This is a genomic window from Gemmatimonadota bacterium (assembly GCA_016720805.1).
GTDB lineage: Bacteria > Gemmatimonadota > Gemmatimonadetes > Gemmatimonadales > GWC2-71-9 > Palsa-1233.
Genome location: JADKJZ010000006.1, coordinates 52,321 through 64,660, shown reverse-complemented (window position 1 = coordinate 64,660; position 12,340 = coordinate 52,321). Strand labels below are relative to the sequence as shown.

The window sequence follows — 12,340 nt, the reverse complement described above, 5'->3', positions numbered from 1 at the left end:
ACGCGATGCCCTGCGACCCCGTGCCGCAGGGTTTTGCGTTTGGGAGTGTCGCGATGACCCCGGGGCGGCCCTATCTTTCCCCGGATTGGGGGGTGTAGCTCAGTTGGTAGAGCATCCGGCTTTTAACCGGCAGGTCGTGGGTTCGAAACCCACCGCCCCCATCTTGTATCGAATCCGACCCTCACCAGGCGACACCCCTCGATGGCCACCACGATCTGGATCGATGGACAGTACTACGATCGCGACACCGCCAAGGTCTCCGTCTTCGACCACGGCTTGCTGTACGGCGACGGGGTCTTCGAGGGAATCCGCGCCTACGATGGGAAGATCTTCCGGCTCCGCGAGCACCTGGAACGGTTGTACGACTCGGCGAAGTCGATCGCGCTGACGATCCCCATGACGATCGATGAGATGACGACGATGACCGAGGAGGCGTTGAAGCACTCCGGCATCGGCAACGCCTACCTCCGGCACATTGTCACCCGCGGCGTCGGCGACCTCGGTCTCGATCCGCGCAACTGCCCCAAGCCCACGGTCATCCTCATTGTCGACACCATCAAGCTCTTCAAGGCCGATGTGGTCGCGCGCGGGCTGACGGTGGTGACGGCCGGCACGCCAATTCCGAATCGTGAGGCGCTCTCGCCGCGGGTGAAGTCGTTGAACTACCTCGCGCACATCATGGCGAAGCTCGAGGGGATCAACGCCGGTGCCGATGAGGTGATCATGCTCGACGCCGGCGGCACGGTCGCCGAGGGGTCGGGGCAGAACCTCTTCATCATCAAGAAGGGCGTGCTCAAGACCACGCCGCCCTGGGCGGGCATCCTCCAGGGCGTGACGCGCGACGCCGTGCTCGAATTGGCGCATGCCATGGCGATGCCGGTGCAGGAGACGATGCTCAATCGGTACGACATCTACACGGCGGACGAGGCCTTCTTCACCGGAACCGCGAGTGAACTGGTCGCGATTCGCACGGTCGACAACCGCCAGATCGGCACGGTCTGGCCCGGTACCCAGACCAAGCGGTTGCAGGAGGCGTTTGCGGCGCTCGTGCGGGCCTGAGGTCCCGCACTGCAACGCAACCTTGGCTCCCGGTCGCGCGTCCTATTACAGATGGGGTCGCGCGACCGATGCTTTGTGGTTGTCGAGGGGCGCGCCCCGCCGTACCTTTGCTGGATTGCCCCTCGCCGGAGGATTCCCGATGCGCCGTGCCCTGCTCGTTGTTGTTGCGCTGACCGGCGCCGGATGTGCCCGTGCCGCCGTCGAGTCGCGTCCCGCGAGCAGTCCGGCCATCACCCCGGAGCAAACCCCAGTCGCCGCACCCGCAGCAATCCCGGTCACTCCGGTCACCACGCCGGCGGCGATCGCCCGACGTGACCTCACGGTGGCCCGCGACTCCGCTGCCGATGCCGCCGCGCTCGATTCCCTGCAGGTGGCGGTCCCCGATTCCCTCCCCGAACTGAATCTCGATACGCCGACCTTCGACCTGAACGTCGCGGCGTATGCCGAGCATCCGCGGGTGCAGTACTACGTCGATTACTTCAGCGGTCGGGGCCGCGAGCGCTTCCAGATCTGGCTCGATCGGATGCCGCGCTACGAGACGCTGGCCCGCGATCGCCTGAGCGAACGTGGCTTGCCTGGCGACCTCGTCTACCTCGCGCTGATTGAATCGGGTTTCTCCTCCTCGGCGGTGAGCCGAGCCAAGGCCGTCGGGATGTGGCAGTTCATGCCGGCGACCGGCAAGGGCTATGGCCTCCGGATCGATGGCTGGGTGGATGAGCGCCGCGATCCGATCAAGGCGACCGACGCCGCCGCGCGGCACCTCCGCGACCTCACCGAGCGCTTCGGCTCCTACTATCTCGCCGCCGCCGCGTACAACGCCGGGGCCGGCAAGGTCGGACGCTCGCTGGATCGGATGGGTGCGACGATGGGGCAGGGCGACGAGCCGCTCGACCTGAGCAGCGACGACGCCTTCTTCTCGCTGGCCGACACGCGACTGATCGTGCAGGAGACCCGCGACTACGTGCCGAAGCTGATCGCGGCGGCGCTGATCGCGAAGTCGCCGACGCGCTACGGCTTCGAGGCTCCCGATCCGATCGAGCCGTTCCCGCTTGACTCGGTGGTGCTGAGCGGCGGTACCGGACTCGACCTGGTGGCCCGTCTCGCCGATGTCTCGTTGGAGTCGATGCGCGAGCTGAATCCGCACCTGCTGCGATTGGTGACGCCGCCGGGTGAGTCGTATGCCGTGCGCGTGCCGGCGGGGACCGCCGAGATCGTGCGGGCTCGGTATGCCGATGTGCCGCTCGCCGAACGCTCGGCAGTGGCGACGCACAAGGTGAAGGCAGGGGAGACGGTGGCCACCGTCGCGAAGAAGTACGGCGTCACCGCCGCGCTGGTTCGCTCGGCCAACCGCCTCTCGACACGGGCGCGCGTCAAGAGCGGCTCGACGCTTTTCATCCCCGTTTCACGGACGTTGCCGGCCTCGGTCTTCCGTGCACCGGAACCGATCGTGACGGCGGCCGCCACGACCCGCACGCACATCGTCCGAAAGGGCGAGACGCTCAGTGGCATCGCGGCGCGCTACGGCGTGTCGGTGTCTTCGCTGCGCTCGACCAACCGCCTTTCGTCGAAGGCGACGATCCGGAGCGGGCAGAAGCTGCTGGTCCGGCGGAGCGGCGGAACCGCGGCGCCGGCCGCGCGCCGGAGCACCGCGACGACCACGCGGTCCGCGGCGCCGGCCGCACGCGCCACGAGCCGCACGCATGTCGTCAAGTCCGGTGAGACGATCGGCGGGATCGCGAGCCGGTACGGTGTCGGACAGTCGGCATTGCTGCGGGTCAACGGGCTCAGTCAGCGCAGCACGATCAAGGTCGGCCAGAAGATCCGCGTCCCGTAGTGGCGGCCTTGGTGATACACAAAGGGCCGGACTCGAGAGAGTCCGGCCCTTCGTTGTTGGGGGTGCCACCGTGGTTCAGGACTTCCGCTTGACCCGCGCCAGCACGGCATTGGAGTACTTGCCGACGATCTCCTCGCCCATCTCCTGCTGGGCGGCGACGAGCGTCGGGCCCTTGTTGTACGCTTCGAGGGCGAGCGGGACGTCGTTGTCGAACCGCTTCATCAAATCCTTCAGGTAGCGGAAGCCGATCCGCAGGTTGGTGTCGCGGTTCATCAGGTCGCTGTGGTCCAGCTTCGGGTCGTAGGCCCGCGCGGTCCGCAACTGCAGCTGCGTGAGGCCGACGGCGGCCTGACCGCTCTGTGCGGTCGTCTTGAAGTCGCTTTCCAGGCGGACCAATTCGAAGCCGACGCCGGGCTGGATGCCCTCGGCGACGGCGTTGTCATAGATCGCCGCGGAGAGATCCGCGGGAATTCCATAGCGGCCCGAGAACTCGAGCACCTGGTGGGCACGTTCAAGTTCCTTGCGCGTTGCCTTCAGCTGGCCCTGCAGGGTCATCATCGTGGACGCACTGTCTTCCGCCACGAGCGGTGTCACCAGCGGGTCACGCCCTGCAATGGCATTCGACGCCGCACCCAATCCCAGCAGGGCGAGGGCACCGACGCCAAGCACGGCAGTCTGCGCTACGAGTCGCTTCATCATGTGTGCATTCCTCCTTTCGGGTCCATCGAGTCGGGAGCGTGCCAGTCACCGCGCGCGCCCCCGGCCTTCTCCAGCAACCGAATCTGTTCGATCCGGGCCCCACGGTCGGCCGCCTTGATCATGTCGTACACGGTCAGGGCAGCGACACTCACGGCCACGAGGGCCTCCATCTCGATCCCGGTGCGGGCTGTGGCCGTCGCCGTGGCGACGATCCGCACGCCGGGCCACTCGGGCACCAGCTCGGTGGTGACGGTCACCCGGTCGAGCGGCACCGGATGGCAGAGCGGGATGAGCGCGGCCGTCTGCTTGGCGCCCATCACGCCGGCCACTTCGGCCACCGTGAGCACATCGCCCTTGGTGGCGGTGGCATCGCGCACCAGCGCGAAGGCCACCTCGCTCATCAGGACATTCCCTTCGGCGACGGCGATGCGGCGGGTGACGGCCTTTTCGCCGACGTCCACCATTCGGGCCCGTCCCTTCGCATCCAGATGCGTCAGGCTCATGCTGCCTCCAGCATCGCGAGCTCGTCGGCGAGCACGGCCAGGAGGAGCTGCGGATTCACGTTGCCTTGCGCCTGCTCCCGCGCCGCCATGACCCGCTCGACACCGGCGAGTTTCGCGGTCGGGTCCGACATCGCGGCGCGCCCCTGCCCGGTGAGGGCGCTCCGGGCATGTGCCGCCAGCGTTTCGGCCAGTGCATCGAGCAGGGCGGTGAAGTCACCGCGTGCCTGCCAGGGCGCCTGTCGGAGCGCGCGCTCCGTGGCCGAGGCCGTACCATCTGCCACCGCCGCGAGGAACTCCTGCGCTGCTCGGAGGGCCTTGGCGCGGCTGTCATCGCCCGTCGCGAGTGCCAGTCCGATCGACCCGCGGGCTGCCGTCACCACCTGATCCGTCGCAAGCTCCGGCTTCTGCGCCTTCAGGAAGCCGCGGACCGCGTCGTCGTCGAGCCGGCTGAGCCGGAGCGGGACCGCCCGCGAGCGGATCGTCGGGAGAACCAGGCCGGGTTCGGCGGTCGTCAGGACGAAGAGCGTCCGGACCGGCGGCTCCTCGAGCAGCTTGAGGAGGGCGTTGGCGGCCTCGGGACTCGACTCCTGCGGCACCAGCCGCTCGGCGCGCCCGATGATGAAGACTCGCCAGCCACCCTCGGCGGCCGTGAGGCTCGCCCGACGCTGAACCAATCGTGCCGACGCAATCCCGTGCGAGGCCATCCCATCCGGTGCGCCCCAGAGCGGCTGCGTGCGCCGCTCGGCGATCACCGCGCCGAGCATCTCGGCGGTCTCGTCGATCTGCTTTTCCTGCTCACCGGCCTTCGGGCGCGGGACCGGCACGAACCAATGGACGTCCGGGTGCGCCAACCCCTGCACGCGGAGGCAGCCGCTGCACTGGCCGCATGGTTCGCCGGCCGAGGCGCTGCACATCAGTCGCTGGGCGAGCCACAAGGCGAAGCGCTGCTTGCCGACACCCTGCGGCCCCGTGAGGAGGAGGACCTGGGGGAGGGCATCGGACGCGATGGCTCGGAGGACATCGAGTCGAGCGGCGTTGTGACCGACCAGCGGGGTCAAAGACATGGTGCGGAAGGTAGTCAGCGGACGGCAAAACGGTAGTGCTAAAAATGGCGTAACAGTATTTTCCACAACGACTTACGACGTTGGAGTCCTGCCACAATTCGGCCTTTTCGGCGCACCTGACCGCTCAGGTGCAAGAGTGAGTGCTCGCATTTGAGTTGCAGGTGTGAGTGTTCGCTCATTGGCGTGTCTAAGTCGTTGAGCGGCAACGTTTCGGACGTGGTGGCCGGAAATAGGGCCAGATCGGCGGGTGGACTGCCGGAACGGCGGAAGAGGCAGGATGATGGATCATGGATGATGGATGATGGATCACGAGGCTTGGGGCGGATTGTCATCCTGAGCGGAGCGGCGGCGAGGCCGACGCGGAGTCGAAGGACCTGGGAGGCCGCCGGGGGTCGCCCTCACCCCAATCCATCATCCATCATCCATCATCCATCATCCATCATCCCATTTCTGGTTCTCTTGCCGCCTTTCCCTCCATTCGCTACTTTGCCGTCCCGTCGAAGCACCATCTTGGCGGTCACAGTCCCGAGTAGCTCAGTTGGTAGAGCAGCTGACTGTTAATCAGCGGGTCGGGGGTTCAAGTCCCTCCTCGGGAGCTAATGGACGGGTCTACTTCGGTGGACCCGTCTTTTTTCATTCGAGCAGCGAGCCACAAGCCCCGCGACGGGCGCCCCGGCCCCACCTCTCGACACCTGCGCCCTCCTCCGATACTCTCCACACCATGACCCTCCCACCCGCCTCCCGCCTCGCACCCTTCCTGGCCGCGACGCTTCTCCTCCTCGGCGCGTGCCGTGGCACCTTCGAGCCGGATGTCACCGGCCCCGTCACGCCGCCCCCTCCGCCCGCCGTGGTGCCGAACCTGCCGTTCCGGGTGGGCGCCTTCGGACCGGACTTCGCGACTGGTGTCGCGATCGACGGCTTCAACAGCGCCATCGTCGTCGGCTACTTCCAGGGCTCGGTGGACTTCGATCCAGGCAGCACCGCGGTCGTGCGCAACGCGATCGGGCCTGCCGATGGCGCGGTCGCGAAGTACCGCGACGATGGCTCGCTGGCCTGGGCCACCAACTTCGGTGGCACCGGTGCCGATCTGCCATCCGACCTCGCCCTCACCGCCGATGGTGGCGTCGTCGTCACCGGCACGATCACGTCGGGGACGCTCTGCAGCGGCCGCCCGGTCACGATCGTCGGCGCGCGCGACGCCTTCGTGATGAAGTTCTCCGCCACGGGGAGCTGCATCTGGGCCATCGCGATCGGCGGCGCGAGCGATGTCGACGAGGGACGCGACGTCCTGGTCGAGCCCACCGGCGACATCCTCGTCACCGGCGCATTTGCCGGCACGGTGGACTTCGATCAAGGGACCGGCGCGGCGCTGCTCACCTCGCGCGGCGGCACGGACGCATACGTCGCCCGCTACTCGAGCGACGGGATCTTCAAGCAGGTCGCGCAATTCGGCGGCCTCGACAACGACGCGGGCTCCGCACTGACGCGCACCGCCACGGGTGACGTGATCGTCGGTGGTGAGTTCAGCGGCACTGCGACCTTCGGCAACGGCGGCTCGCCGTTGCTGCTGATCTCGGCCGGCGAGACCGACTTCTTCCTGGCCCAGCTCGCGCCCTCGCTGGGCGTCCAGTGGGCCGTGCGCGGCGGCGGCAGTGGCGCGGAATACCTCTCGCACAACAGCCTCTTGATTGAACCAGGCGGCACGCTGGTCGTGGCGGGGATGTTCTCCGGTACCGCCGATCTCGATGGCGGTCCCGGCAGCGCGCTGGTCGTCTCGCAGGGTGGCACCGACGTCTTCCTGGCGCGCTTCGGCGTCGCGGGACAGTATGTCGGATCGGGTCGACGCTTCGGTGGGGCAGGGAGCGACGGCGTGCAGGGGCTGATGGTCGACGGGGAGAACAACTTCTACCTCTCCGGCTGGTTCTCGGAGAGCGTCGATTTCGATCCCGGCGCCGGCGTCATCCTCAAGACGGCGCTCGGCACCAGCGGGGCGGCCGATGCCTACCTCCTCTCGGTGACACCGGCGGGCGACCTGCGCTGGGTCAACACCCTCGGCGCCGTCGTGGGTGGCGACGCCAACGTCTCGATCGGGTCCGGGATGGGGCAGACGAGCGATGGTGCCCTCTGGGCCGTGGGTCGCTTCTTCGGCCGGGCCGACCTCGACCCGGGGACCGAGGCGGTCTTTGCCCAGAGCCTGGGTGACGCCGACCAGTTCGTGGTCCGTGTCGAACGGGCCACCGGCGCCCTCCGCCGGGACTGAGCCCGGTCGGGGTCCCCTCTCAAGCACCCGGTCCGGGGGGACCCCCTTCCCTAAAGCCCACCCCGCCCCCATTTTAGGGGGCTGATTACGGATCCAGCCACGGTGGGGCGGCGCCCCGCCCGTCGGTTGGGTGTTGTCGGGAGGCTCCCGGCAGCAGCACCAGAACGGTACGCGGGGCGCCCCGCAGGAGTCAGAGGGACCATGGCGAAGACCAGCTGGATCGAGCGCAACGAGAAGCGGAAGACGCTCACCGCACGGCACCGCGAACAGCGGACCAAGCTCAAGGCCGTCATCCGGTCGTTGACCGCGAACGAGGCCGAGAAGGATGCGGCGATGCGCAAGCTGCAGGCGCTGCCGCGCAACTCGTCGCCGGTCCGCATCAAGAACCGGTGCCAGGTGTCGGGCCGCGCGCACGCCTTCGTGCGTCGCTTCGGGCTGTCGCGCATTGCATTCCGTGAGATGGCGCTCGAGGGGAAGATCCCCGGCGTCCGCAAGGCCTCCTGGTAAGGCCGAGGAGACGACACCATGGCGAAGAAGGGACGTGTGCAGGTCAAGCTCCGCAGCAGCGAGAGCGCCTACATGTACGTGACGACGAAGAACCCGAAGAAGCACCCTGAGCGCATGGAGCTGCGGAAGTACGATCCGATGCTCAAGCGCCACGCGAACTTCAAGGAAGAGAAGTAGTCGTCGCTGCACTGTGGATGTGAAGCAACTGGACGGGCCGCCGAGTTGATGTAGACTTCGGCGGCCCGTCGTGCGTTCGGGCTGGTCCCCCCAATCCCCATCCGAGGTTCCCCGCGATGCGCTCTGCCCTCGTCCGCCTGCTGCTGCCCGCCCTCGTCCTGACCGCGGCCGCCCCGCTGGCAGCCCAGATCAGCTCGCCCGGCGGACCGGTGCCGGTCGAACTGCTCCAGAAGCGTCGTGCCGCCTTCCTGGCGACGATGCCGAAGGGCGTGGCCGTGATCGAGTCGAGCAAGATCAAGAGCATCGATCGGGGGGAGTACCCGCAGGACGCCGACTATCGCGAGAACGCCAACTTTTTCTACTTCACCGGCGTCGAGAGCCCCGGCGGTCGGCTCGTCTTCATCCAGCCCGACTCGGGGAGCGCGCAGGGAAGCATGACGCTCTACCTCCCCGCGCCGCCGGCCGTCCGCGATGCGTGGAGCGCCGCGCGCGTGTATGCCGACACGATGGCCGTGCGTGTCACCGGCCTCCCGATGGCGTCGATCAAGCCGCTGCCGACCCCGGTGCGCGCTGCCCGCGTCGCCGGTGCGCCCATTCCGACCACGCCGCCCGACGCCTTCGCGCCGACGGTCGATTCGCTGCTCACCGCCACCGGGCTGACGCGGATCAACGAGCGACGCACCCTGGCGCCGCTGCGCTGGGTCAAGGATGCCGACGAGATCCGCCGGCTGCGGCTCGCCTCGTCGATCACCGCCGAGGCGCACAGCGCCGCCATGCAGCAGAGCCGGCCTGGGATGTGGGAATACGAGATCGAAGGGATCGTCGAATACACCTTCCGTCGGCGCGGCGCCGAGCGCGTCGGCTATCCGAGCATCGTCGGCTCGGGACCGAACAGCACCATCCTGCACTACGACATCTCGCGTCGGCAGAGCAAGCCGGGTGAAGTGGTCCTGATCGATGCCGCCGCCGAGTTCGGCTACTACAGCACCGACCTGACGCGCACCTTCCCGATTAGCGGGAAGTTCACGCCGCGGCAGAAGGCGGTCTACGAGCTCGTCCTCGGCGCGCAGCAGGCGGCGATCGACTCGGTGAAGCCGGGGACGACGTTGGCACGGCTGGAGCAGATTGCGCGCGGCTGGATGAAGGAGCACTCGGGGACGATCTGCGACCCGACCATCACCTGCGAGAATTGGAAGTTCTTCATTCACGGGCTCTCGCACCCCGTCGGTCTGGACGTGCACGACCTCAATCCGCAGTTCGCCACGCTGCAGCCGGGGGTGACCTTCACGATCGAGCCCGGCATCTATCTCCCGGCGGAGTCGCTCGGCGTGCGGATCGAGGACGTCGTGCTGGTGACCGACAACGGCTACGAGATCCTGACCAAGGGCGCCCCGCGCACCGTCGCCGACATCGAGAAGTTGATGGCGCAGGGACGGAGCGGCGTGGCCAAGCCGGCCGCGACCCGGACGCCTTGATGCAGCCGGAGGAATTCCGCCGGCACGGCCATGCCATCGTCGACTGGCTGGCGGATTACCTCCGCGACATCGAGCAGCAGCGCATCGTCCCGGACGTCATGCCGGGAGCGTTGCGTCGCGCGTTGCCGACCACCGCGCCCGAAGGCGGCGAGCCGTTCGACCAGATCCTCGACGATTTCCGCACGCAGATCGTCCCGGGGATGACCCACTGGGGTCACCCGGGGTGGTTCGCCTTCTTCCCGTCGAACGCATCGCCGCCGTCGATCCTCGGCGAATTCCTCACCGCCGGGCTCGCGGCGCAGTGCATGAGCTGGGTTACCTCGCCCGCCGCGACGGAACTCGAGCAGGTGGTGATGGCCTGGTACCGGCAGCTGCTCAGCCTGCCCGACGGCTTCACCGGCGTGATCCAGGACACGGCGTCGTCGTCGACGCTGGTGGCGTTCCTGACGGCACGGCAACGCGCGGGGGCCAACCTGTCGCGCTGCACCGCCTACTGGTCGAGCGAGGCCCACTCGTCCGTGGCGAAGGCGGCGCGATTGAGCGGGCTCGCCGACTCGCACTGCCGCGTGGTTGCGGTCGATGGCGACTTCGCGATGCGCCCCGAGGTACTCGCCATGATGATGGCGGATGATGTGGCCGCCGGGCTGGTGCCACTGATCGTCTGCGCGACGATGGGGACGACGTCGTCGACCGCGTGCGACCCGCTCCGCGCCATCGGGGAGATTGCCCAACGGCACGGCGCCTGGTATCACATCGACGCGGCGTATGGTGGGTCGGCCGCGATCGTCCCCGAGTTCCGTCCCTTGCTCGATGGGGTCGAGGTGGCCGACTCGATGGTCACGAACCCGCACAAGTGGTTGATGACCAACTTCGACTGCAGCGCGTATTTCGTGCGCGACGTCGATGCGCTGCTGGAGACCTTCGCGACGGCACCGGCCTACCTGCGCACGCGGCACGATGCCGACGTGGTGAACTATCGCGACTGGGGCATTCCCCTGGGCCGGCGCTTCCGCGCGCTCAAGCTCTGGTTCGTGCTGCGCAGCTACGGCGCCGAGGCGCTGCGTGCGATGATCCGGACGCACATCGCGCTGGGCCACGAGCTCGCGCGCTGGGTCGATGCCACGCCGGAGTGGGAGCGCCTCGCCCCTGCGCCACTCGGGCTGGTGGTGGTGCGCCACGTTCCGCCCGTGCTGGCCGGCGACGAGGCCGCGCTCAGCGCGCACAACGCGCAGATCGTCGCGCGCGTCAACGCCATTGGCACGGTGCAGGTGACGCAGACGACACTCGGCGGGCGGTATGCGATCCGCGTGGCCATCGGCGCGTTCAGGACCGAGGAAAGGCATGTGCGGGAAGTGTGGCGGGTGATGCAGGAAGCAGGGATGATGGATGATGGATGATGGATGATGGATGATCGATGATCGATGATGGATGATCGATGATCGATGATCGAGTACACCTCACATTACGGGAGTACCCATGCGTCGTCGAAGCTTGCTCCTCCTCCTCCTCCTCACGCTGATCGGCAACACCGCGCTCACGGCGCAAGGCACTCGCCCCGCCACCTCGTGGAACCCGGCGCTGATGCAGCGCCCCGACATGAAGGCGGCACTGGCGCAGCTGGACCGCGGCTTTCCGGCGCAGGTGGAGGAGTGGATCGCGTTGACCCAGATGCCGGGTCTGTCGCGCCATGAGGAGGTGCGCGGGGCGTACGTCCGGAAGGTGATGGAGGCGGAGGGGCTCGAGGTCCGCACCGATTCGATCGGCAACGTGACCGGCGTGCGTCGGGGGCGCGGTGGCGGTCCCTCGGTGGTGATCGCGGTCCACATGGATGTGGTGCACGATCCCTCGGTGGTCGGCACCGTCCGGCGGATGGGTGATAGCCTGCATGCGCCCGGCATCTTCGACAACACCGCCGGCGTGGCCAACATGCTGGCGATGATCCGGGCGATGAATGCGGCGAAGGTGGTGACGCGTGGTGACATCGTCTTCGTCGCCACGACGCAGGAGGAGATCGGCCTCAAGGGGATGGAGTATTGGCTGCAGCATAACGCCCGTCCCGACCTGCTGATCGCCATCGACGGCGGGCTTGGCCCGGTCAACTATGGCGCGCTCGGCATCTACTGGACCCGCTATGTCTACACCTCGCCCGGCTCGCACACCCTCTTCTCGCGCGGACGCGCCACGCCGGTGAAGGCTATGGCCACGGCCATCCGCGACATCTACGCCCTCGAGTTCGGCCCGCTGCCCGATGGCGCCGTGATCAATGTCGGCCAGGTGCACGGTGGCGTGATCTACAACGGAATTCCGCAGGAGATGGCGTTCACGGTCGATCTGCGCTCGCCCGATCCGGTGCTGCTCGATTCCCTCGACAAGCGCATCGAGCGGATCGCGCGCGAGGCGGCCACGAAGGAAGGGGTCGGGTTCCGGATGGAAGCAGAAGTGCGGAATGGGGCAGGGGGCACCGCGGCGATGCTGGCGGGCGCCCGGGCGCATCCGCTGGTGCAGACGGCGATCGACATCCACCATGCCCTCGGCATCACGATGGCGATGCCCGGCGCCGAGGAGGCCATCCCGACGGGCAGCACCGACGCCAACCTGGGCGTGGTCCGGAAAATTCCCAGCATCTCGATCGGGCGGGCCGCCGGCACCGGCCAACACACGCTGACGGAATCGGCGCAGTGGCCGAGCGCCCTGCCGGCGACGAAGATGGCGATGCTGCTGGCGGTCACCATGGCCGACATGGCGCGCGCCGTGCCCTGAAC

At 67.9% G+C, this 12,340-nt stretch carries 11 protein-coding genes and 2 tRNA genes; 10 read left to right on the top strand and 3 right to left on the bottom strand.

Translation table 11 applies throughout. The features are described from left to right. Positions 1 to 88: 88 nt before the first annotated feature. The 3 genes from IPP98_07110 (at position 89) to IPP98_07100 (ending at position 2,893) form a co-directional block, all read left to right on the top strand. A tRNA-Lys gene (locus IPP98_07110) sits at positions 89 to 161 on the top strand. 40 nt (positions 162 to 201) lie between these two features. Next, a complete protein-coding gene (gene ilvE, locus IPP98_07105) occupies positions 202 to 1,059 on the top strand; it encodes a branched-chain-amino-acid transaminase (GenBank protein ID MBL0178879.1) in 858 nt (285 codons plus the stop codon). Between the two features lie 139 nt (positions 1,060 to 1,198). Next, complete coding sequence (locus IPP98_07100) at positions 1,199 to 2,893, top strand: LysM peptidoglycan-binding domain-containing protein (GenBank protein ID MBL0178878.1); 1,695 nt, start codon at positions 1,199 to 1,201, stop codon at positions 2,891 to 2,893. 75 nt (positions 2,894 to 2,968) lie between these two features. Here the strand turns inward: IPP98_07100 and IPP98_07095 are convergent, their stop codons facing one another. From IPP98_07095 to IPP98_07085, 3 genes are read right to left on the bottom strand one after another with little or no spacing between them, the layout of a single operon-like run. Next, a complete protein-coding gene (locus IPP98_07095) occupies positions 2,969 to 3,592 on the bottom strand; it encodes a transglycosylase SLT domain-containing protein (GenBank protein MBL0178877.1) in 624 nt (207 codons plus the stop codon). Then, positions 3,589 to 4,095, bottom strand: coding sequence for a cyclic pyranopterin monophosphate synthase MoaC (gene moaC, locus IPP98_07090; protein MBL0178876.1), 507 nt, complete (start codon positions 4,093 to 4,095; stop codon positions 3,589 to 3,591). The genes IPP98_07095 and moaC overlap by 4 nt, the downstream gene beginning before the upstream one ends. Further along, a complete protein-coding gene (locus tag IPP98_07085; protein ID MBL0178875.1) occupies positions 4,092 to 5,159 on the bottom strand; it encodes a hypothetical protein in 1,068 nt (355 codons plus the stop codon). Before IPP98_07085 ends, moaC begins: the two co-directional genes overlap by 4 nt. 523 nt (positions 5,160 to 5,682) lie before the next feature. Between IPP98_07085 and IPP98_07080 the strand changes: the two genes are divergently transcribed. The 7 genes from IPP98_07080 (at position 5,683) to IPP98_07050 (ending at position 12,338) form a co-directional block, all read left to right on the top strand. Further along, positions 5,683 to 5,755: transfer RNA gene (locus IPP98_07080), tRNA-Asn, on the top strand. 125 nt (positions 5,756 to 5,880) lie between these two features. Then, positions 5,881 to 7,419, top strand: coding sequence for a hypothetical protein (locus tag IPP98_07075; protein MBL0178874.1), 1,539 nt, complete (start codon positions 5,881 to 5,883; stop codon positions 7,417 to 7,419). 201 nt (positions 7,420 to 7,620) lie between these two features. Continuing rightward, positions 7,621 to 7,926: a 30S ribosomal protein S14 gene (rpsN, locus tag IPP98_07070; GenBank protein ID MBL0178873.1), complete on the top strand. Its 306-nt coding sequence runs from the start codon at positions 7,621 to 7,623 to the stop codon at positions 7,924 to 7,926. Between the two features lie 18 nt (positions 7,927 to 7,944). Then, complete coding sequence (rpmG, locus tag IPP98_07065) at positions 7,945 to 8,103, top strand: 50S ribosomal protein L33 (protein ID MBL0178872.1); 159 nt, start codon at positions 7,945 to 7,947, stop codon at positions 8,101 to 8,103. A 116-nt stretch (positions 8,104 to 8,219) separates the two neighbouring features. Beyond that, on the top strand, positions 8,220 to 9,578 hold the full coding sequence (locus IPP98_07060) for an aminopeptidase P N-terminal domain-containing protein (GenBank protein ID MBL0178871.1): 1,359 nt from the start codon (positions 8,220 to 8,222) through the stop codon (positions 9,576 to 9,578). Beyond that, positions 9,578 to 10,975, top strand: a complete 1,398-nt coding sequence (locus IPP98_07055; GenBank protein ID MBL0178870.1) for an aspartate aminotransferase family protein — start codon at positions 9,578 to 9,580, stop codon at positions 10,973 to 10,975. The genes IPP98_07060 and IPP98_07055 overlap by 1 nt, the downstream gene beginning before the upstream one ends. 79 nt (positions 10,976 to 11,054) lie before the next feature. Further along, positions 11,055 to 12,338, top strand: coding sequence for a M20/M25/M40 family metallo-hydrolase (locus IPP98_07050; GenBank protein MBL0178869.1), 1,284 nt, complete (start codon positions 11,055 to 11,057; stop codon positions 12,336 to 12,338). Positions 12,339 to 12,340 lie beyond the last annotated feature (2 nt).

What these genes read in the sequence shown, in the direction of transcription:
- IPP98_07095 (MBL0178877.1), bottom strand. Translation starts at nt 3,592, where the DNA reads ATGATGAAGCGACTCGTAGCGCAGACTGCCGTGCTTGGCGTCGGTGCC.
- ilvE (MBL0178879.1), top strand. Translation starts at nt 202, where the DNA reads ATGGCCACCACGATCTGGATCGATGGACAGTACTACGATCGCGACACC.
- IPP98_07055 (MBL0178870.1), top strand. Translation starts at nt 9,578, where the DNA reads ATGCAGCCGGAGGAATTCCGCCGGCACGGCCATGCCATCGTCGACTGG.
- moaC (MBL0178876.1), bottom strand. Translation starts at nt 4,095, where the DNA reads ATGAGCCTGACGCATCTGGATGCGAAGGGACGGGCCCGAATGGTGGAC.
- IPP98_07100 (MBL0178878.1), top strand. Translation starts at nt 1,199, where the DNA reads ATGCGCCGTGCCCTGCTCGTTGTTGTTGCGCTGACCGGCGCCGGATGT.
- IPP98_07075 (MBL0178874.1), top strand. Translation starts at nt 5,881, where the DNA reads ATGACCCTCCCACCCGCCTCCCGCCTCGCACCCTTCCTGGCCGCGACG.
- rpsN (MBL0178873.1), top strand. Translation starts at nt 7,621, where the DNA reads ATGGCGAAGACCAGCTGGATCGAGCGCAACGAGAAGCGGAAGACGCTC.
- IPP98_07060 (MBL0178871.1), top strand. Translation starts at nt 8,220, where the DNA reads ATGCGCTCTGCCCTCGTCCGCCTGCTGCTGCCCGCCCTCGTCCTGACC.
- IPP98_07085 (MBL0178875.1), bottom strand. Translation starts at nt 5,159, where the DNA reads ATGTCTTTGACCCCGCTGGTCGGTCACAACGCCGCTCGACTCGATGTC.
- IPP98_07050 (MBL0178869.1), top strand. Translation starts at nt 11,055, where the DNA reads ATGCGTCGTCGAAGCTTGCTCCTCCTCCTCCTCCTCACGCTGATCGGC.
- rpmG (MBL0178872.1), top strand. Translation starts at nt 7,945, where the DNA reads ATGGCGAAGAAGGGACGTGTGCAGGTCAAGCTCCGCAGCAGCGAGAGC.